Below are 19,953 nucleotides of genomic sequence, written 5' to 3' on the forward strand. Positions count from 1 at the left end.
GCCTAAGGTCGATTTCGTGGGGGAGGGGGGGGGGCGAGATCTAGGCACTCAGGAGAGCACGCTATGGGGATCTGCAGAGAGGGTATCGTTGACGCGATCGGGCAAACCCCGTTGATCCGGCTCAGAGGCTTGAGCGAGGAGAGTGGCTGCGAGATCCTCGGCAAGGCCGAGTGGATGAACCCAGGAGGCTCGGTCAAGGATCGGGCAGCGTGGTCGATGATCCGCCAAGCCGAGCAGAGTGGAGCGCTGTACCCTGGGGGAGCGGTTGTCGAAGGGAGTGCGGGCAACACCGGGATCGGCCTGATGCACGTCTGCGCGGCACGCGGCTACCGCTGCGTGATTGTTATTCCCGAGACGCAGACGCAAGAGAAGATCGACTTGTTGCGCGTGCTCGGTGCCGAGGTCTATACAGTGCCTGCGGCCCCTTACAGCGACCCGCAAAACTTTCAAAAAGTGGCCGCACGCATGGCGGCGGAGATGGACAACGCGATCTGGGTCAACCAGTTCGATAACACCGCCAACCGCGATGCCCACTATGAGACGACGGGGCCGGAGATCTGGCAGCAGACCGAGGGGCGCATCGACGCCTTTGTCAGCGCCGTCGGCACCGGCGGGACGTTGGCCGGGGTCTCGCGCGCTCTCAAGGAACGCAACCCCTCTATTCAAATCGTCTTGGCCGATCCGGTCGGCAGTGCCCTCTATAACTTTGTCCACCACGGTGAGCCCTCTCCGACCGAGGGTCGGTCGATTACTGAGGGGATTGGAAGCAGCCGAGTCACTGCGAATCTGGCGGGCAGCGAGATCGATGATGCGCTCTGTGTGCCCGATTGCGAGACGGTGCCGATGGTCCATCGCCTGCTGCGCGAAGAGGGGCTTTTCGTCGGCAGCTCGACCGGCGTCAACGTGAGTGCGGCGCTGACTCTAGCCCGCCGTCTCGGACCAGGCCATACGATCGTAACGATGCTCTGTGACGGCGGGGCGCGCTACGCTTCCCGGCTCTTTAACCAGGAGTGGCTAGCAGAGAGAGGGCTAGGGCCGGTTTGAGCGGGTACCGCAGCCGGTCGCTTGAAGACCGCGGGCGCAGGATTAGACCGATTGATTGGGCTGGTGCCGGGAGCGTGCTATGCTCAAGCCGGATTGGGCCAGATAAATAGTACGGGAGTCACTCATGCGTCGCATCCTGACCTCTCTAGTGGTGGCGGTATTCGTCGTCGGTATGGGCAGCGCTCACGCGACCGGCGGTCTTTTGGGTCTATCGGGTGGGGTTAACTACTGGTTCCACGGCTCAAGTGGTGACGTCTTCGGCATCGACGAGGATGAGCTTGATCTGGATCGTGATGAGGACGTTCACGTCTGGGTCGAGTGGGACCATATCCTGCCGATGATTCCGAGCGTCCGTTTTGAGCACAGCGACTTGGCTCAGGAGGGGGCAGCAGGGGCTCTGGTCGATCTCAGCCATATGGATCTGACCCTCTTTTGGAGCCCGTTGCCGTTGCCCTACGTGACACTCGATCTCGGCTTTACCGGTCGCTACTTCGAGGGTGAGATTGAGCACGATAATCCCTCAGGACTGGCGGGCTATACCGGCGACTGGGAGAGTGGGTCGTTCTCCGGTTTTGTGCCGATGCTCTTCGCCCGTGCTGTGCTCGATATCCCGATGACGCGCTTTCAAGTGGCGGCCTCGGGCAAGGGGCTGAGCATTGGCGATCATTCGATTACCGACGTCCAGCTCAACGTGGCGTATAAGTGGTGGTATGCCGGGGCGATGGCCGGGTATCGGATGCTGAGCATCGAGCTCGACGAGCTCGACGATGTCACTACCGACATCTCCTTCAGCGGGCCGTACGTCGGCGCCTTCTTGCGTTTCTAGTCGCTGGGCGATCAGTAGTACCCATCCCCCCGATAGAAACCCCCTGTCCTGCCTGAGGCAGGGCAGGGGTGTGGGCGTAGCAATAGCAATAATAAAGCTGGTAAAGCTAGAGCAGCTGAGTGCTGCCGGAGAGATGCGGGTTACGGGCGGATCGCTTACGCCTGCCCGAACCAGCGCTCCAGGTCGTCGGCACCGCCGATTAGACGACCGTCGATAAAGACTTGGGGGACCAGGCCCGAACCGCTTGCCGCACGAACCGCCCGCGTCGTTAAGCCGGCACCCAGCTCAATCTCCTCGTACTCGTAACCGTTCTGCTGCAGCAGACGCTTTGCGCGCATGCAGTGAGGACAGCCGAGTTTGGTAAAGAGTACGACGTTGGCCGGGCGATTGGCCTCAGGGTTGACGTAATTGAGCATAGTATCGGCGTCGGAGACCTCGAAGGGGTCGCCCGGCTTCTCCGGCTCGACGAACATCTTCTCGATGACACCGTCCTTGACCAGCATGGAGTAGCGCCACGAGCGTTTACCGAAGCCGAGGTCGTGCTTATCGACCAGCATCCCCATACCGTCACTAAACTCGCCATTGCCGTCGGGAATCACGGTGATTCGATCGGCCTGCTGATCGCGTTTCCACTCCTCCATGACAAAGGCGTCATTAACCGACAGGCAGACGATGTCATCGACGCCGTTGTCACGGAAAACGGGCGCCAACTCGTTGTAGCGCGGTAGGTGGGTCGATGAACAGGTCGGAGTAAAGGCGCCAGGCAGAGCGAAGAGGATTACCGTCTTGCCCTTGAAGAGTTCGTCGCTGGTGATGTCGCGCCAGTCGCCGTCGCGGCGGGCACGAAAGGTCACTTGCGGGACGGGCTGGCCTTCCATCGGATGAGTCATACAGGTCTCCTCTGTGCGAACGTCCAAAAATGATAATTAGTCTTATTAGTGATCTGGGGAGGCCATTATCTACAGCTGCCGCGAGCCAAACAATCAGGAATTTTTATTGTTTTGTTGTTATTCGCTATGGTTTGTGCGATGAGATGCGCGATGCAGGCGGTGCAATGCGCCCTGGCTTTGCTTATGGCATCGAAGCAAGGGGCGTGCGGCGGATGCTGCGGAACCCGTGCGCCTCTTTGGTTGTCGGTACGGGTAGCCGGTAGTAACGCAAGACCGTGCTTGCAATCATTCGCAGTCAATGGAGTCGGATATGCATAAAAAGACGCTCGCTTCGACGTTCGTACTGATGCTCGCCCTTGGCGGTGGCGCTGCGCAGGCGCAGATGGCCCCCGAGCAGGGCGGTCAGCCCGAGATGGAGGGCGCGCCGGGGATGCAGCAGCAAGATCCGCAAGCCGTCGAACAGCAAATGCAGGCGCAGCAGCGGATGCAGCAGTTGCATCAAGAGCTCGGCCAGTTGCAGCAGCAAACTATGGAGGAGAACCCTGAGCTGCAAGATCGGGCAAACGAGCTCGATGACCGGTTGCTTGATCAGATGGAGTCGGTCGGTTACGACAACGTCCGTGAAGATATTGCCCATCTAGAAGAGACGATTCAGCAACTCGAGGATGGGACTCTGGCCGACGACGCCGATGCCGAGGAGCGGTTGCAGGAGGACCGGCAGCTGCAGATGAGGCTGCAACAGGCCCAGCAAGAGGCGATGCAAGATGAGGAGTTCATGCAGAGCTGGGAGCAGGATCGCCAGGAGCTCGAGCAGGATCTGATCAGCGCGATGGAGGATGTCAGCCCGCGCGCTGGCGAGCTGATCGATGAGCTGCAGCAGCTGCAGGCGCAAATGCACCAAGGGATGGGCCAGATGCAGTAGGCCTGAAAGCCGGCTCCGCTCGGAGGTCCGGGCGGCGGCTGGTTGCTCTCTCACGGGCAGTCGGCCGAAGTGCTCGGCGTAGCGAGAGGGAAGCGCGCAGTGCGGCTCGCTCGCACGGCAGTCGGAGTGGGCGGCCGCTTGCCGTCCGCTCCAGTGTTATCCTAAGTGGCCGCGCCGCTGCCGGTGTGTCCGGTACGGTTGGTAAAACTGCTTAGAGGGAGCCCAATGTGATGGTACGTACGACCGCAATCGCAGTTGTCGGTGCGCTTTTCCTGGTTGCTGCCCCGTTTTATGTCGGACCCGCCTCTGCGGACCCGGCGGAGGGGGTGCCTGGTGCTCAGGACGCCGAGCTGATGCAGGTTCAACAGCGACTTCAGGAATTGCAACAGGAACTCGGTCGGATTCAACAAGAGACGCTGGCCGATAATGAGTCGCTGCAGACCCGTGAGAAAGATCTTGAGGAGCGCGTGATCGCCAAGATGGAGGATCTTGGTTACGATCCGGAGAGTCACATTGCGCGCAGAGAGGAGATCCTTGAGCGCTTCGAGTCGCAAGAGCTCAGTCAATCTGAGCAGCAAGAGCTGGCGCAGGAATTGCAAATTGCTCATATGGCGTTGCAGCGTGCGCAGCAGGAAGTTTGGCAGGACGAGGCGTTCCGCGAGAGTATGGAGCGTGATATGCGGGCGCTGCACGAAGATATGATTGCGGCGATGGAGGAGGCCTATCCTGAGACCGCCGATTTAATGTCCGAGTACCAGGAGCTCTTCTCCAAGCTGCAGGAGCAGATGCACCGTCACGGCGAGCAGCTTCGCTGACCCGCTTCGCTGATCCAGTAGCGAGCGCAAGCCCCTAGCTTCAGCTATGGGGTGAGCGAGCCGAGATGCCTTCGTGATCGGTTATCGGAGCGCCCTCGCGTAGGAGGTGCGGCCTGGCGGGTGGCTGTCGCGGAACCCCACCCCGCCCGAGTCAGGGCGGGGTTTTTCGTGCAAATTGCCGACTACCGATTGCCGGTTGAGTCGACTTCGGCGGTGAGCCACCGTCAGCGGCTCAGCCGCTCTCTATTCAGTCACGCTCAAGGGCGAGGGCAACCCCTTGACCGCCGCCGATGCACATCGTAACGACACCACGACGCACCCCGTCGCGTTGCATCGAGTGCAGCAGCCGGGTGGTCAAGACCGCGCCGGTGGCGCCGATGGCGTGACCGTGGGCGATGGCACCACCCTCGACGTTCACTCGCTCCTCGTCGATGCCGAGATCGCGCGTGACCGCGATCGCAATCGCCGCAAAGGCCTCGTTGATCTCCCAGCGCTCGACATCATCCACCGACCAGCCGGCGCGCTGCAGACACTGCTTGACCGCCGGTACCGGGCCGATCCCGAACATCCCCGGCTCGACACCACCGACCCCGTAGGCGACCAGCCGTGCCATCGGTGTCAGGCCGTGCTGGGCGACCGCTTGCTCGTCGGCCACCAGGACGGCCGCCGCGCCTGAGTTGATCCCCGGTGCGTTACCGGCGGTGACAGTCCCCTCCTTGCGGAAAGCCGGACGCAGTTTCTGTAGGCCCTCCAGGGTGGTGTCGCCTCGGTTGTGCTCGTCGGTATCGAAGCGCTTGGTGCCTTTGCGATCCGGTACGTCGACCGGGGTGATCTCGGCCTCGAAGAGCCCCTTAGCCTGCGCGGCGCTGAAGCGCTGCTGCGAGCGTACGGCCCAGGCGTCTTGCTGTTCACGGGTGATCTGATAGGCGGTCGCGAGATCTTCGGTGTGCCACCCCGAGTGTTGATCGGAGAAGGCGTCGTTGAGCCCGTCGTTGAGCACGGCGTCGAAGATTTGATTGTGGCCCAAGCGGTAGCCGGTCCGCCCCTGCATCAGCAGGTAGGGCGCCCGATCCATGTTCTCCATGCCGCCACCGATGGCTACATCGGCGTAGCCGAGGGCGACCTCTTGATAGGCGTTGGCGATGGCCTGGGCGCCGGAACCGCAGACGCGGTTAACGGTCAGCGCCGGCACGGTCACCGGCACGCCGCCGTTGACAGCCGCCTGACGAGCCGGATTCATCTTGCAGCCGGCTTGGATGACGTTGCCGAGGACTACGCTATCGATCGCCTCCGGATCGATCCCGGAACGCTCCAGGGTGGCGCGGATCGCGGCGGCACCGAGATCGGTCGCCGGTACCTTGCTCAGCGAGCCGTTGAAGGTTCCGAGGGCGGTGCGAGTCGGTGCGCATAGAAAGACGCGGCGCTGAGACATGGATCAATCTCCTTCTGCAGAGTCAGCGTGTTCTCGGGTCGATGCCCTGTCGTTGGATACTGTGTCGTTACCCCTGTTGTTGGATAACTGGATAACGGACGGTCGAGTTTGGATCACGTACCTTCGGCAGTTTAACGGATGCGCGCCGGGACGACGACCGCTGTGAGTCGATCAATATGCACGGGGCCACTGGCACATTTCGACGGCACCGCTTTGCCAGGCGTCCGAAGCCTGAAGCCTGAAGCCTGAAACTTGAGACCCGAGACCCGAACCCCGCACCCTGAACCCCAAAGCTTGGGTCTGTCGAAGCGTGAGGTCCGAGGTCCGAGGTCCGAGGTCCGAGGTCAAGGGCTAAGCGGCGCGAGTGCCGGCTCCGGCTCGTCGTAGATCTTCTCGATGCGGCAATCGAGGCGCCCAGAACCGAGGCGGGCATGGACGAGGGCGCCCGGTGTGGCTTCGTCGGCTCGCCGCAAGATGCAGCCATCAGTGCGCTGGATCACGGCGTAGCCGCGCTCCAGAGTCGCCAGCGGGCTGACTGTATGCAGGGCGCGGGCTGCGGCACTTAAGCGCTGACGGCTGGTGCCGAGGCGCTGTTCGATGCCTCGTCGCAGGCGGGCCTCGAGTTCATCGAGGCGTTGCGCCCGATCGCGCAGGCGCCGCCCCGGGTGCTGTGCCGTGAGCCGCCGGGTCAAGGTCAAGAGGCGCTCTTCGCGGCGCTGCAGCGTGCGGGTGAGGGCGCTGTGTAAGCGGCGTCGGTGTTCGGCCAGGCCGGCCATATAGGCGCCGCGATCGGGGCTGAGCGTCTCGGCAGCGGCCGAGGGGGTTGGGGCGCGCAGATCGGCGGCCAGATCGGAGATGGTCAGATCGACCTCGTGACCGACGGCACTGATGACCGGGAGCGGGCAGGCGCGGATAGCGTGTGCGACGATCTCCTCGTTGAAGGGCCAAAGATCCTCCAGTGAGCCGCCCCCGCGTGTGAGCAGCAGCAGATCGACCTCGCGGCGTCGGCCGGCCAGCTCCAAGGCAGCAGCGATCTGTGCCGCGGCTCCCTCACCCTGGACTGCTACCGGATAGATCAGCACCGGTAAACTCGGAAAGCGGCGTTCAAGCACGCTCAGCACATCGCGGATGGCCGCACCGCTCGGCGAGGTGATCACACCGAGGCGCTGCGGTAGGCGTGGCAGCGGCCGTTTCGCCGCGGCATCGAAGAGGCCGGCGGCGGCTAGGCGTTGCTTGAGCGCTTCAAAGGCACGGCGCAGCGCCCCCTCGCCAGCCTCCTCCAGATGCTCGACAATCAGCTGGAAGTCGCCACGCGCAGGATAGAGGCTGGCTTTGGCGTAGGCGCGGACCAGGTCACCGTCGCGCGGTTGAAATGACAAGCGTAAGCTGCGGCCGCGAAAGAGGGCACAGCGCACCTGAGCGCGCGCATCCTTAAGAGAGAAGTAGAGGTGGCCTGAGGCCGGGCGCGACAGATTCGAGATCTCGCCTTCGATGCAGAGCGTCGGCAGCGCCAACTCCAGCATCTCCCGCACCTCGGTGGTCAGCTGCGAGGGGGTGTAGACCGGCATGGATGCGTCGGCATTAGGCGGAAGCGATCTCTCCATTGCGGTTCTCTCTCTCTGCTTCGCGATCACGGGTGGACGGGGCTATCGATCGGGGGCCATTGGGGGCCATCGGCGGCGTTCGGAGGCCTCTTTTCGCGTTCGCTCCTGGCGTACTCTGCCACACCAGGCGTATACTATCCGGCTATCTAAAAAGTAGCCACACTGCGAAAGCAGCCGAAAGCAATCCTATTCAAAGCAGCCATACGCCGAAAGCAGCCAACTCGGAGTCCGAGGTCGATAGAGATCTATGCGCATTATCCAGGAAGCCCTGACGTTCGACGACGTCCTGCTACTGCCCGCCCACTCGCAGGTGATGCCTCGTGATGCCGACCTGCGCACCGCCCTGACCCGCAACATTGAGCTCAACATCCCGATCGTCTCAGCGGCGATGGACACCGTCACCGAGGCCCGGTTGGCGATCGCCCTAGCCGAGCAGGGAGGGCTCGGGGTCATCCACAAGAACTTAACGGTCGAGGCGCAGGCGGCCGAGGTCTTCCGGGTCAAGAAGTTCGAAAGCGGGATCATCAAGGAGCCGATTACCGTCTCACCGCGCACGAGCATCGGCGAGGTGCTGGCGCTGACGCGGGCGCAGGGGATCTCCGGGGTGCCGGTGGTCGATGGCGAGGATCTGGTCGGCATCGTTACCGGGCGCGATCTGCGCTTCGAGACGCGGGTCGATGAGCCGGTGGCATTGGTGATGACGCCGCAAGAGCGGCTGGTGACCGTGCACGAGGGGGCACCCCGCGAAGAGATCCTCAGCAAGCTCCATCACCACCGCATCGAGAAGGTGCTGGTGGTCGATGAGCAGTTCCGGCTGCGCGGCATGATCACCGTGAAGGATATCCAAAAGAGCCGCGACTACCCGAATGCCTGCAAAGATGAGTACGCGCGGCTGCGCGTCGGTGCCGCGGTCGGGGTCGGGGCCGGCACCGAGGAGCGGGTCGAGGCCCTAGTCGCCGCCGGCGTCGATGTCCTGGTCGTCGATACCGCCCACGGCCACTCGACCGGGGTGCTCGAGCGGGTGCGCTGGGCTAAGCAGCACTATCCGCAGATCGATGTGATCGCCGGAAATATCGCAACAGCTGAGGCCGCCGAGGATCTGCTGCGCGCCGGTGCCGATGCGGTCAAGGTCGGCATCGGACCGGGTTCGATCTGCACCACACGGGTCATCGCCGGGGTTGGGGTGCCGCAGGTAACCGCGATCTCCAATGTCGCTAAGGCGCTCGACGGGACCGGCGTACCCCTGATCGCCGACGGCGGGATTCGCTTCTCCGGTGATGCGGCGAAGGCGCTGGCGAGTGGGGCGCATACGATTATGGTCGGCAGTCTGCTCGCCGGTACCGAGGAGGCTCCAGGCGAGGTCGAGCTCTATCAAGGGCGCTCATACAAGTCGTATCGCGGCATGGGATCGCTCGGGGCGATGGCCGGCAGCCACGGCAGCGCCGATCGCTACTTCCAAGAGGCTGGACAGTCAGCCGATAAGCTCGTCCCCGAGGGGATCGAGGGGCGGGTGCCGTATAAGGGCAGCATGGTAGCGATCGTCAATCAGCTGCTCGGTGGCATCCGCGCCAGCATGGGCTACGTCGGTTGCGCCGATTTGGCACAGATGCGCAGCCAGCCGCAGTTTGTGCGCATCACCGGAGCCGGAATGCGTGAAAGCCACGTCCACGACGTAACGATCACCAAAGAGGCGCCGAACTACCGCGTCGAGTGAGTCTCGCCCCCCTCCGACACAGAGCCTGAAGACCATGTCAACGACCTCAAGCGCGGTGGATATCCACGCCCACCGGATCTTGATCCTCGATTTCGGATCGCAGTATACGCAGCTGATTGCCCGGCGCGTGCGCGAGCACGGCGTCTACTGCGAGATTCGCCCCTACGACGCCGAGCCGGAACGGCTCCGGGCGTTCGCCCCGAGCGGGGTGATCCTCTCCGGCGGGCCGGAGTCGGTGACCGCCGAGCAGGCGCCGCAGATCCCGGCGGTGATCTTCGAGCTCGGGGTGCCGCTGCTCGGTATCTGCTACGGCATGCAGGCGCTCGCCGCTCAGCTCGGCGGAAAGGTTGAGCCCTCCCAGCATAAGGAGTTCGGTTACGCGCAGGTCTGCGTGCGCGGCCATTCGCGCCTCTTGACCAATATCGAAGATCACGCCAGCAGCGATGGCTTCGGCTGGCTCGATGTCTGGATGAGCCACGGCGACCGGGTCATTGAGCCGCCGCCCGGCTTTAAGGTCATCGCAACGACCGCGACCTCGCCGGTTGCCGGTATGGGCGATGATGAGCGCGCCTGGTACGGCGTGCAGTTCCACCCCGAGGTGACGCACACCCCGCAGGGTGGCCGTATCCTTGAGCGCTTTGTGCGCCAGATTTGCGACTGCCCCGGGACGTGGACGGCGACTCAGATCATCGAGGACAGCATCAGCCGCGTGCGTGCTCAGGTCGGTTCGCGCCGGGTGGTGCTGGGCCTCTCCGGCGGGGTCGACTCTTCGGTTACGGCGGCGTTGCTGCAGCGGGCGATCGGAGATCAGCTGACGTGCGTCTTCGTCGACAACGGGTTGCTGCGCGAGGGCGAAGCCGAGCAGGTGATGGCGACCTTCGCCAAGCATATGGGCGTTCACGTCCTCCACGTTGCCGCCGAACAGCGCTTTCTCGACGCCCTCGAGGGGGTCGACGATCCAGAGCAGAAGCGGCGCATCATCGGTCGACTCTTTGTGGAGATCTTCGACGAGGAGGCGGCGAAACTCGACGATGTTGCCTTTCTTGCCCAGGGCACCATTTATCCCGATGTGGTCGAGTCGGCCGGCACCGCCGGCGGCAAGGCGCATGTGATCAAATCGCACCACAACGTCGGCGGATTGCCTGAGACGATGCAGCTCGAGCTCGTCGAGCCGCTGCGCGAGCTGTTCAAGGACGAGGTGCGCCGGGTCGGTCTGGAGCTCGGCTTACCGGCCGACATGATCCATCGTCACCCCTTCCCCGGACCTGGTCTCGGGGTGCGGATTCTCGGCGAGGTGCACAAGCTCTACGCCGACTTGCTGCGCCGGGCCGACGCTATCTTCATCGAGGAGTTGCGCCGCTCCGGCTGGTACGAGCGCACCAGTCAGGCCTTTGCCGTCTTCCTGCCGGTGCGCTCGGTCGGGGTGACCGGCGATGGGCGGCGCTACGAGTACGTCGTCGCCTTGCGCGCAGTGGAGACGGTCGACTTCATGACGGCACGCTGGGCACACTTGCCGTACGAACTGCTCGATCACGTCTCGCGGCGGATCATTAACGAGATCGATGGCATCTCGCGGGTGGTCTACGACATCTCCGGTAAGCCGCCCGCGACCATCGAGTGGGAGTAGCTCATCGCGACATCGATCAGCGCTGGATGGCGCATGCGCTGCGGCTGGCAGAGCGGGCGGCTGCCAGCGGTGAGGTGCCGGTCGGGGCGCTGCTGGTCGATGCTGCTGGCACGGTACTCGGCGAGGGGTACAATCGGCCCATCGCCGCCCACGACCCCAGTGCCCATGCTGAGATTGAGGCGCTGCGGGCCGCCGGCCGCCACGCCCAGGCGTATCGGCTACCAGGGAGCACCCTCTACGTCACCTTAGAGCCGTGCTTTATGTGCGCCGGAGCGATGCTGCATGCGCGTATCGAACGGCTGGTCTTTGGTGCTGCCGATCCAAAGACCGGGGCGTGCGGTGGCCAGTTCGACCTCTTTGCCCTCCCGGGCCATAACCACGCGGTGCGGGTCGAAGGGGGGGTGCTGGCCGCCGAGTGTGGCGACTTGCTGCGTCTCTTCTTTCGGGAGCGGCGGCGCTCGGCAGGCTAGCCGGCCGGCCACGCACCGGTGCGATCTGGCACGATTATGAGCGGATGTGTCGAACTCCGGTGCCTGTTCGAGTCTTGGCTTTTGCTCCTATGCTATCTGCCCTCTGTGTTATCCGCCCCCTGTTGCGGAGTGACTGGTCCGGTCGCCCGTTGAGTCGTTCGGCTCTTCTTGATATGCCCTGCCCACTGCAGCAGCTCTTTGAGTTTGGTGGTGTCGATCGGTTTGGTCAGGTAGGCATCGCAGCCCATGCTCAGGCAGTGGGTTCGACTCTCTTCGAGTGCGTGGGCCGTCAAGGCGGCCAATGGCGTTGTGCTGCCGCTGTTCGGTTCCGCTTCACGCTCTAAGCGGCGAATTTCGGCCGCGGCCTCCGGTCCGTCGAGTTGAGGCATCTGCACATCGAGCAGAACCAAATCGGGGCGCTCGCGCTGCCAAATCGCAACGGCCTCAAGCCCATCGGCAGCCTCCAGAACGCTGCAACCGAACGACTCGAGTAGCTTGCGTGCCAGCAGTGCATTTACCGGTTCATCTTCAGCAACCAACACGCGCAAGCCATCGATTGTGCGATGTTCCTGAGGCAATCCATCCGGCAACGCGTCATCAGCCGCTTCCAAGGTTGCGCAGGTGTTATCGTCGGCCGGCAGGGGCACCGAGAAGAAAAACGTTGAGCCGATCCCGAATTCGCTCTTCAGGCCGAGGGTTCCACCCATGATTTGGACCAGTTCACGACAGATCTTCAACCCCAGGCCGCTCCCTTCGTGGCTCGAAGAACGCGCGTTCGGAGCGCCGCGGATGCCACGGGGCGTTCCGGACTGGCGAGGGGAGAGTGGGCGGGCCTGGGTAAAGGCCTCGAAGATGCGCTCGCGTTCGTCTGCGGGAATCCCCGGTCCGGTGTCGGAGACGGCGACGTACACCCAGTCAGCAGCTTGACGTTGCAGTTCGATATGAACACTCCCGTGCGCGGTGAATTTAATCGCATTGACCGCAAGGTTGAAGATGATCTGGCCAAAACGCGTCGGATCGCTACAGACCCTTTCAGGCAGTGCCTCATCGACGGTCAGGCGGAATTGCAGTCCCTTCTCTTCAGCGCGCGTGCGCAGTATTTCGAACTGTTGCTCCAAGAAGGGGCGTAGGGCAAAGGCCTGCTGCTGCAGAGTCAGGCGTCCTGCCTCCAGGCGTGATAGGTCAAGCAGGGTGTCGATCAGCGCTAGGAGGCGATCGCCGGCCGTGTGGCACAAGTGCAGGTAGCGGCGCTGTGTTTCATCAAGCTCGGTCTGTTCGAGCAGCTCGGTAAAGCCGAGGATGGCGTTGAGCGGGGTGCGCAGGTCGTGGCTGATGGCGGCGAAGAAGGTGTTGCGGTCCTCTTCGGCCTGGCGTCGAGCCTGTTCGGCGGCTTTGCGCTCGGTGATATCGACGCCCACCGACTGAAAGTGGGTGATCTGTTCATCGTCATCGAAAAAGGCCCGAGTGCTCCACTCAATCCAGCGTGTTCTACCGCCGGCATCGATCAGCCGATGCTCCAGGGAGCGTGTGCTCTGTTGAGGCGTAAAGCGGGCTAAATCGATCGTCAGGGGCTCTCGCTCGCTTTCGGGGAGGGTTTCGAGCCACATACGGCCGATGAGGGCATCGATCGTTGAACCGAGCAGATCAGCTAGGGCGCGGTTGGCAAAGACGATGGTGCCGTCGGGTAGGAAGCGCTGGATGAAGTGTGGGTGATCATCAAGGATCTCGAGCATGCGGTCGCGCTCGCGTTCGGTGCGCTGTCGCTCGGTAATATCCTGGAAGGAGACGACCACCCCTTGACGTTTATCGGCCTCATCGCGCAGTGGTGCGGCGTAGACCAGTACCGGGAGCGGGGTGCCGTCGCTGCGCCAGAAGAGATCCTCCCACGCTTCGAGCGGTTTGCCGGTCTTGGCGACTTGGTAGATCGGGCACTCGGTGAGTGGGAAGAACGTGCCGTCGGCTCGTGTATGGTGGGTGCAGCTGTGGGCGTTGAGACCGATCACTTCTTTTTCATCGGTGTAGCCGAGCATATGGCAGGCGGCCGGATTGAGAAAGGTGAGTCGTCCCTCGACGTCGATCCCCATCACACCTTCAGCGAGGCTGTGGAGCAGTTGGTGCTGGAAGCGCTCGGCGTGGATGCGATCGCTGATATCTTCGACCAGGCCGTCGAAGACGATCCGTCCGGTCTCATCGAGGTTTTTCCGCAGCGATAGGCGCACCCAGATGATGCGTCCGCGCAGGGTCCGAAGCTGTAGCTCTAGTCCTGAAATCTCTCCACGTTTGAGTAGCAGCTCGGTGAGTTGTACACGATCTTGAGGATTGACGTAGAGGTCACGCACCGGGCTCGCTAGGAGCTCTTTCTCGGAGTTGGCCTCAAAGAGCCTGAGCATGGCCGGGTTGATCTCTAAAAAACGTCCATTCGGCTCCGGGGTGCTGCGATAGATGCCGACCGGTACAGTGCGAAAGAGATCCCAGTAGACCTCGAGGCGGTGCTGGTAGCGGCGCGTTTCGGTGATGTCGTGAATAATCGAGTATAGATAGGACTTGTTGGCAATCCAGAGCGGTCCTGAGAAGACCTCGACATCGCGAATCTCACCGCTGCGCAGGCGATGGCGAAAGCGGAAATAGAGCCGTTCTTCGGCCTCGGCGCGCGCTATTTCGGCGCGGATCTCGGGCTCCGAGAGGGTGTTGATCTGTTTGATCGACATCGTCTGCAGCTGTTCGCGGGTATAGTCGTAGAAGCGTTCAGCGGCGAGGTTGGCATCAACAATGCGGCCGTTCTGAGGGTCGATGAGCAGTTTCGGGGCGACGTTGCTGTGAAAAGTTTGGCGAAAGAGGTGTTCGGCTTCGATCTGTGGCGTCGGCGGCCCTTTGAGTCTGCTAACATCCTTGAAAAAGGCGAGGGCAACGGGCAGGGCCAGTCCGGTAGTTTTGCCCTCAGCTGCATCGGCTGCATCGGCTGCATCGGCCTTGTCGGCTGCAGTGGCGGAGTTGGTGTCGTCAGCGCCGCCGGTACCGGTGTGACGGGAGGCCTCGGCGTCGATCTCGGCATTGCTGTCGGCTGCGATATCGATAGCGTGGACGGTCAACTCGACCCACAGTGCGGGGTTGCGATCGGCAATTCGGCGCTCGATGACAAAATGGGAGCGTTGCCCGGAAGTGATCTCCGCAAACAGCGCTTTCTCCTCCTCTCGATCGTCGTCATATGCGAGCAGTTCGCAAAAGTGTTGCCCGTACAGTGCTGTGGTGGTGCGTTGCAGTAGCGCACTCAGGGCGGCGTTACACCGCAAAATACGCCCGGTGGCGTCGAGTTCAGCTAATGCACTCGGGTTGCGCTCGAAGAGCAGCGCCGCGTACGAGGTGTTGGCGGAGGGGGTCGTCTTCATGATTAGGAGCTGACGCGCTGTCTGGGCCTGCGGGTAAGGTGACATTATGGAGGAATGCTAGCGTGGATGCTTGCGGCGAAACCGCCATCCGTAAGGCGGAACTGTGGACCAAACGGCGAGTAACGCTCGTTGGTGGGGTGGTCAACCTGCTGCTCGGACTGGGCAAGATTGGAGCAGGGGTCATTGGCCAGTCGCAAGCCTTGATCGTCGATGGCGTCCATTCGTTAACGGATCTCTTCTCCGATGGGGTCGTTCTGCTCGCCGCGACCTACGGCAGCCAAGGCGCCGATCACGACCACCCGTACGGTCATGCCCGCATCGAGACGGTAGCAACGGCCTTTATCGGTGCAGTCCTGCTGTTGGTCGCCGGCGGTTTTCTCTACGATCTGCTGCAGCGTCTTTTCATCAGTCCGGCCGATTTGCTGGTGCCGGGCTGGTTGGCACTGGGTGTAGCGCTGCTCTCGATTCTCGTTAAGGAAGGGCTCTATCGCTACACCCGACGGGCTGCCGAGCGTATCGGATCTAATCTACTGCACGCCAACGCCTGGCACCACCGTTCTGATGCCCTCTCATCGGTTGTCGTGGTCGCCGGCATCGTCGGGGTGCTGCTCGGCTTTCCGTGGTTGGATGCGGTCGGAGCCATGATCGTGGCCCTGATGCTCGGCTACATGGGCGGACAGTTCGTCTGGCAGGCGCTGCGTGAGTTGGTCGATACCGGTCTGCCGCCCGACGAGGTCGAGTATTTGGAGCATCTGATTACCCGGATCGACGGTGTGCATCGGGTGCATGGGTTGCGCAGTCGGCGGATGGCACAGGACGCCTGGGTTGATGTCCATATCCTGGTCGATCCGCGGCTGAGTGTCTCGGAAGGGCACCGGATCGCCGAGGCGGTTCGTGAGTACTTGACCCGGGCTGTCTCAGATGTGGCCGAAGTGCTGGTGCATGTTGAACACGAAGATCCGAGCTGGGAGGCCGTGACGACCCAGTTGCCGCTGCGCCGGCGCGTTGAGCATGACCTGTGGCGGTACTGGGAGGGGGTGGCACTGGCCGAGCGGATCGAGCGGATCGATTTGCACTATATGGAGGGAGCGCTTGAGGTCGAAGTTCACCTGCCGTGGGAGCCGGGGTGCTACGCCGGCTACGCAGATTCGGCGGAGGGGGAGGGTGCGCTTGCTGCGCTCGCCGCAGCGGCGGAGCGCATCGACTACGTCACGCATTGCCGCGTGCACGTCGTGGTGTGCTGATCACTCCGCCGCCAGTCAGGTCTTTTTGCCGGTCGTTTCGTCGGGGCTTTTTGAGACGTCCTAAAGGTTGTCGTCCGCATGCCGATACCTCCTGCAAAGGCGGCGCTGTTGGAGCGCCGGGTGATGCAGGCCTATCGGGCCGGACTAAAGGACGTAGGAGAGAGCACCCATGGCTAAAGAGCAACATCACCAGAATCAGACCCTGGCGGAGCTGGTTTGTGCCAATGCCGGTCAGGCGATTGAGCAGAGCGGCAACGCTGAGCAAACCCTGGAGTCGCTCTTTTTCGCGGCGGTTTGCATGTCTCGCCACTACATGAGTGCCCAGGAGACTGCCGCCTATATGCGACAAATTGCTGATGAACTTGAGAAATCCGCCGAGCGCTTGCCGACGACCCGGCTGCACTGAGGCGCTTATCCTCGGTGCCCCTTTCGCCCCTGGTGCCCCCGATGAATGGGGCGCTCTGGGCGCCGGGCGAGTTCGTCGCCCGGGTCTGCTGAGGGCGGCGATCGCCGCTTTCGCCCTCTATCTCTCTACCCTTCTCTTTGCCGCCGCGTCGCTAGCCGATGAACGGGCGTCGTTGCGGATCACCACACAGCCGGGTGAGGCTCAGATCTACATTGATGGCCGTGAGTACGGACGCTCACCACGCTGGCCTCGTGATGAGCTGACGGTTCGCTTGCCGCCCGGAACCTACCGCGTCGAGGCCAGGATTACGGCCCAGGAGAGTGAACGCGGCGAGGCTCTGCGTGCTGAGCGTGAAGTGCGGTTGCGGGCGGCAAGCGAGCAGACGCTGCACTTGGAGTTGACCAGCGCGACCTCTGCACTTGCCTCTTATCGCGGACACCGTGCGGCCATAACCGTCCTAGCTGTCCTTCCCGATGCCCGTGCCCTGACCGCTGCGCAAGACCGCCGCATACTGCTTTGGGATCTCGAAGAGGGTGGGGTGCTACGCACCTTCAGCGGACACGCGCAGCCGATCACCGCCTTAGTGGCGAGTCGCGACGGTCGACACTTTGTGACCGGCGATGCGGGTGGCCACCTTATGTTTTGGCGCAGCGACCGTGAGCAGCCCGAGCGGCGCTGGGAGCAGCAGGAATCACCGATTGCCGCGCTAGCGTTGAGCCCCGATGGACGGCGACTGCTCGCGGTAACCCAGAGCGGCGACCTACAGCTTTGGGATCTGCGCGCAGGACGGTTGCTGCGAACCTTACGCGAGGGTGGGGGGGATCAGCCCCTGCTTCACGCGGTTGCCTACGCCCCGGACGGCCGGCGCGCTGTCACTGGTGGAGCGGGTGAATCGCCCCTGCAGCTCTGGGATACCCAGTACGGCCGAGCGATCTCAGCCCCGGCGACTGGAGCGTTCGGGGAGGTGCGAAGCGTGGCCTTCGACCCGCGCGGCCGCTCCATCGTAGTCGGGAGTGACGATGGCGCACTGACGCTGTGGGATGTGCGCCGAGGTGAGACGGTTCGCCACTTCGATGGGCACGAGGATACTGTTTTGGCGATTGCGGTAAGCCGCGATGGCCGCTATGCGCTCTCCGGCGCGCGCGATGGCACGGTGAAACTGTGGGCGCTCGATGACAGCGACCCAAAGCGCACCTTCGCCGGACACGCCGGTCCCGTGCGCGCCGTCGCTTTCGATGACGAGCGTGGCGTGGGCCTGTCGGTCGGCGAGGATCAACGCTTGACGCTGTGGCCGCTCGGTTGGGAGGGGCGGTAGGATGGGCGCCAGGGTGAGTAATACCAGGGTGAATGGTGGCGGAGGGCGGTAGTGGAGGAGTAGTGGAGGGCCTGTCGCAGCTGGCCAGCGTGTCGCAGCTGGCAGCGGCAGCGAAAAAAGCTCAGACTCGGCGGACGAACACTGATCAGGAGGGGCCGTGGGACGATTGATTGAGGGGCAGTGGGTCGAGGATGCCTACCGCTATGACGAGCAAGGGCGCTTCCAGCGCGAGGAGAGCCGCTTTCGTGCCTGGATCGAACCGAATAGCACCTTCGCCGCCGAGCCTGATCGTTACCATCTCTACGTGTCGCTCGCCTGTCCGTGGGCACATCGAGTCCTGATCGCCCGCAAGCTGAAGGGCCTAGAGTCGGCCGTTGGCCTCTCCGTGGTCCACCCCCTGATGCGCAACCAGGGCTGGGAGCTGCGCGACGATTTCCCCGGAGCGACCGGTGATCCCATCCTCGGGGCGCGCTACTTGCGCGAGATCTATACCGCGGCCGAGCCGCAAGCGACGACTCGGGTCTCAGTGCCGGTGCTGTGGGATCAGCAGCGGCGCACCGTCGTCAACAACGAATCGCGCGAGCTGCTGCGGATGTTCAACCACGCCCTCGCCCCGATCGCCGAACACGACATCGATCTAGCCCCACCCGATCGGATCGAAGAGGTCGATGCGACGATAGACGCCATCTACGAGCCGATCAATAACGGCGTCTACCGCTGCGGCTTCGCGACCACCCAAGCCGCCTACGACGAGGCGGCCGAAGGGCTCTTCAGCGCCCTGGAGCAGTGGGACGAGGTGCTCGGTAAGCGGCGCTATCTCTGTGGCGATCGCCTTACCGAGGCCGATATCTGCCTCTACACTACCTTGATTCGCTTCGATGCGGTCTACGCGGTCCACTTCAAGTGCTCACAGCGCCCCATCCGCGAGCACCCCCACCTCTACGGCTATCTGCGTGAGCTCTACCAGATGCCCGCCTTCCGCGAGACCACCGACTGGGCGCACATCCGTCACCACTACTACCTAAGTCATCCCTTCCTCAACCCGACAGGGATCATCGCACGTATGCCCGATCTCGGCCTCGACCGGCCGCACGGCCGGGAGGGCTTATCTGCGAAGTGATTCGGTTCTGCGTGATCTGATAGAAGCCACCGGACAGCGCGGGCAGCCGTGCTACGCTTCCCAGCTGGGTTGGATATTGCTGGTGGGACAGAAGGGTTTTGCGGGCCATCGGCGGGTTACAGCGGGCTTTGTGGATCACCTTTTGCCATATTTTGAGCCGCAAACATCGTCGTGGCCCGTGCGTGAGCGACAAACCGCTACCGCCAGGTCGCTGGACTCGGAGCGTTACGATCAGCAGGCTGGGGGTGCGCTGGGGGAAAAAGGATGATACCATCGGCGCCATGCCGGGATGGCGGAACTGGTAGACGCGCTCGACTCAAAATCGAGTGGGCTTCGCCCATGTGGGTTCGAGTCCCACTCCCGGCACCATCTCTTCGTAGCATCTCGTCGCCTCTTGTAGCATATCTCCCTGTTTGGCAAGGTCAGATCGTAGGTGGTCAGCTATCACTGAGCGCCTGTGGATGTTGCGCGTTCGCAGGGTTCGTCGATTAAGTGTCTTAGGGCTTTTGCAGAGCAGAGATATCAGGTCTCCGCTAGGGCTGGCTCGCTCGGCGCGTGATAGACTCCGTTCAGATTGCAGTCGAATTCGGTTCGAGCGAAGGGGGCAGGGGAGGGCATCCCGGAGCGGGGTGATCAGTAGCCGCTTCGCGGAGCAGTATCCGGAGGTTTGTGAGCGGTGCGCATCCATCAAGAGCAGTTCGAGATAGCGACCCGGGGGCGTGGCCCGGTCGAGATCAGCGGCTCCATCAGGGGGCTGCTACAGCCACTACAGATGAGCACGGGCCTGTGCCACCTCTTCTGCCGCCACACCAGCGCATCGCTGACCATCACCGAGAACGCCGATCCGACGGTACTTCACGATCTCGAAGGCTATCTGGAGCGTTCGATCCCCGATGGTGACCCCCGTTACGCCCACTCGATGGAGGGGCCGGACGATATGTCGGCGCATATTCGCAGTGTGCTGACCGGCTCGGGCCTGACCATTCCGTTCAGTCGGGGTGAGCTCTGCTTGGGTACATGGCAGGGCGTCTTTCTCTGGGAGCATCGGACCCGCCGCCATTCACGGACGGTGGTTGTGACCTTCCTGGGGACGTGACTTCATCCCTTCTCGCCTGAAGGGCGGGGTCTCATTCGCGAT

General features: G+C 62.9%; 16 protein-coding genes and 1 tRNA gene. 13 read left to right on the forward strand and 4 right to left on the reverse strand.

Annotated elements, in window-relative coordinates; all coding sequences use genetic code 11:
• The first annotated feature begins 63 nt into the window (after positions 1-63).
• Complete coding sequence (locus tag CKO15_RS07555; protein WP_200194353.1) at positions 64-1,044, forward strand: cysteine synthase A; 981 nt, start codon at positions 64-66, stop codon at positions 1,042-1,044.
• Between the two features lie 124 nt (positions 1,045-1,168).
• Positions 1,169-1,870: a TIGR04219 family outer membrane beta-barrel protein gene (locus CKO15_RS07560; protein ID WP_200194359.1), complete on the forward strand. Its 702-nt coding sequence runs from the start codon at positions 1,169-1,171 to the stop codon at positions 1,868-1,870.
• Positions 1,871-2,025: 155 nt separating this feature from the next.
• Here CKO15_RS07560 and CKO15_RS07565 read toward each other — a convergent pair whose 3' ends face one another.
• Positions 2,026-2,760, reverse strand: coding sequence for a glutathione peroxidase (locus tag CKO15_RS07565; RefSeq protein ID WP_200194363.1), 735 nt, complete (start codon positions 2,758-2,760; stop codon positions 2,026-2,028).
• A 310-nt stretch (positions 2,761-3,070) separates the two neighbouring features.
• Between CKO15_RS07565 and CKO15_RS07570 the strand changes: the two genes are divergently transcribed.
• Both CKO15_RS07570 and CKO15_RS07575 read left to right on the forward strand, forming a co-directional pair.
• Positions 3,071-3,682: a hypothetical protein gene (locus CKO15_RS07570; RefSeq protein ID WP_200194370.1), complete on the forward strand. Its 612-nt coding sequence runs from the start codon at positions 3,071-3,073 to the stop codon at positions 3,680-3,682.
• Between the two features lie 230 nt (positions 3,683-3,912).
• Positions 3,913-4,497, forward strand: a complete 585-nt coding sequence (locus tag CKO15_RS07575) for a hypothetical protein (RefSeq protein ID WP_200194377.1) — start codon at positions 3,913-3,915, stop codon at positions 4,495-4,497.
• A 247-nt stretch (positions 4,498-4,744) separates the two neighbouring features.
• Here CKO15_RS07575 and CKO15_RS07580 read toward each other — a convergent pair whose 3' ends face one another.
• Both CKO15_RS07580 and xseA read right to left on the reverse strand, forming a co-directional pair.
• Complete coding sequence (locus tag CKO15_RS07580) at positions 4,745-5,929, reverse strand: thiolase family protein (protein WP_200194382.1); 1,185 nt, start codon at positions 5,927-5,929, stop codon at positions 4,745-4,747.
• A gap of 344 nt (positions 5,930-6,273) precedes the next feature.
• Positions 6,274-7,533 (reverse strand): exodeoxyribonuclease VII large subunit, encoded by a 1,260-nt coding sequence (gene xseA / locus CKO15_RS07585; protein WP_200194388.1) that lies wholly within the window; start codon positions 7,531-7,533, stop codon positions 6,274-6,276.
• Positions 7,534-7,780: 247 nt separating this feature from the next.
• On the opposite strand from xseA, the gene guaB reads away from it, so the two are divergent.
• Genes guaB through tadA form a run of 3 tightly spaced genes read left to right on the forward strand, consistent with a single transcriptional unit; the run spans position 7,781 to position 11,344 of the window.
• On the forward strand, positions 7,781-9,247 hold the full coding sequence (gene guaB / locus CKO15_RS07590) for an IMP dehydrogenase (RefSeq protein WP_200194403.1): 1,467 nt from the start codon (positions 7,781-7,783) through the stop codon (positions 9,245-9,247).
• Between the two features lie 34 nt (positions 9,248-9,281).
• Positions 9,282-10,874, forward strand: coding sequence for a glutamine-hydrolyzing GMP synthase (guaA, locus tag CKO15_RS07595; protein WP_200194410.1), 1,593 nt, complete (start codon positions 9,282-9,284; stop codon positions 10,872-10,874).
• Complete coding sequence (tadA, locus tag CKO15_RS07600; protein ID WP_338036019.1) at positions 10,865-11,344, forward strand: tRNA adenosine(34) deaminase TadA; 480 nt, start codon at positions 10,865-10,867, stop codon at positions 11,342-11,344. Before guaA ends, tadA begins: the two co-directional genes overlap by 10 nt.
• Positions 11,345-11,436: 92 nt before the next feature.
• Here the strand turns inward: tadA and CKO15_RS07605 are convergent, their stop codons facing one another.
• Complete coding sequence (locus tag CKO15_RS07605; RefSeq protein ID WP_200194416.1) at positions 11,437-14,730, reverse strand: PAS domain S-box protein; 3,294 nt, start codon at positions 14,728-14,730, stop codon at positions 11,437-11,439.
• A gap of 62 nt (positions 14,731-14,792) precedes the next feature.
• On the opposite strand from CKO15_RS07605, the gene CKO15_RS07610 reads away from it, so the two are divergent.
• From CKO15_RS07610 to CKO15_RS07635, 6 genes are all read left to right on the forward strand, one after another.
• Positions 14,793-15,974, forward strand: a complete 1,182-nt coding sequence (locus CKO15_RS07610) for a cation diffusion facilitator family transporter (RefSeq protein ID WP_338036020.1) — start codon at positions 14,793-14,795, stop codon at positions 15,972-15,974.
• A 169-nt stretch (positions 15,975-16,143) separates the two neighbouring features.
• A complete protein-coding gene (locus CKO15_RS07615; protein ID WP_200194421.1) occupies positions 16,144-16,380 on the forward strand; it encodes a hypothetical protein in 237 nt (78 codons plus the stop codon).
• Positions 16,331-17,695, forward strand: a complete 1,365-nt coding sequence (locus CKO15_RS07620) for a WD40 repeat domain-containing protein (RefSeq protein ID WP_200194426.1) — start codon at positions 16,331-16,333, stop codon at positions 17,693-17,695. The genes CKO15_RS07615 and CKO15_RS07620 overlap by 50 nt, the downstream gene beginning before the upstream one ends.
• A gap of 157 nt (positions 17,696-17,852) precedes the next feature.
• Positions 17,853-18,815 (forward strand): glutathione S-transferase C-terminal domain-containing protein, encoded by a 963-nt coding sequence (locus CKO15_RS07625; protein WP_200194432.1) that lies wholly within the window; start codon positions 17,853-17,855, stop codon positions 18,813-18,815.
• A gap of 283 nt (positions 18,816-19,098) precedes the next feature.
• Positions 19,099-19,184, forward strand: a tRNA-Leu gene (locus CKO15_RS07630).
• Between the two features lie 307 nt (positions 19,185-19,491).
• A complete protein-coding gene (locus CKO15_RS07635) occupies positions 19,492-19,911 on the forward strand; it encodes a secondary thiamine-phosphate synthase enzyme YjbQ (RefSeq protein WP_200194438.1) in 420 nt (139 codons plus the stop codon).
• Positions 19,912-19,953: the final 42 nt, after the last annotated feature.

It is taken from the genome of Halorhodospira abdelmalekii (assembly GCF_016583625.1).
Classification (GTDB): domain Bacteria; phylum Pseudomonadota; class Gammaproteobacteria; order Nitrococcales; family Halorhodospiraceae; genus Halorhodospira; species Halorhodospira abdelmalekii.

Bases quoted from the DNA above. Each gene is read 5' to 3' on its own strand.
- CKO15_RS07555 (WP_200194353.1), top strand. From the start codon at position 64: ATGGGGATCTGCAGAGAGGGTATCGTTGACGCGATCGGGCAAACCCCG.
- CKO15_RS07560 (WP_200194359.1), top strand. From the start codon at position 1,169: ATGCGTCGCATCCTGACCTCTCTAGTGGTGGCGGTATTCGTCGTCGGT.
- CKO15_RS07565 (WP_200194363.1), bottom strand. From the start codon at position 2,760: ATGACTCATCCGATGGAAGGCCAGCCCGTCCCGCAAGTGACCTTTCGT.
- CKO15_RS07570 (WP_200194370.1), top strand. From the start codon at position 3,071: ATGCATAAAAAGACGCTCGCTTCGACGTTCGTACTGATGCTCGCCCTT.
- CKO15_RS07575 (WP_200194377.1), top strand. From the start codon at position 3,913: ATGGTACGTACGACCGCAATCGCAGTTGTCGGTGCGCTTTTCCTGGTT.
- CKO15_RS07580 (WP_200194382.1), bottom strand. From the start codon at position 5,929: ATGTCTCAGCGCCGCGTCTTTCTATGCGCACCGACTCGCACCGCCCTC.
- xseA (WP_200194388.1), bottom strand. From the start codon at position 7,533: ATGGAGAGATCGCTTCCGCCTAATGCCGACGCATCCATGCCGGTCTAC.
- guaB (WP_200194403.1), top strand. From the start codon at position 7,781: ATGCGCATTATCCAGGAAGCCCTGACGTTCGACGACGTCCTGCTACTG.
- guaA (WP_200194410.1), top strand. From the start codon at position 9,282: ATGTCAACGACCTCAAGCGCGGTGGATATCCACGCCCACCGGATCTTG.
- CKO15_RS07605 (WP_200194416.1), bottom strand. From the start codon at position 14,730: ATGAAGACGACCCCCTCCGCCAACACCTCGTACGCGGCGCTGCTCTTC.
- CKO15_RS07615 (WP_200194421.1), top strand. From the start codon at position 16,144: ATGGCTAAAGAGCAACATCACCAGAATCAGACCCTGGCGGAGCTGGTT.
- CKO15_RS07620 (WP_200194426.1), top strand. From the start codon at position 16,331: ATGAACTTGAGAAATCCGCCGAGCGCTTGCCGACGACCCGGCTGCACT.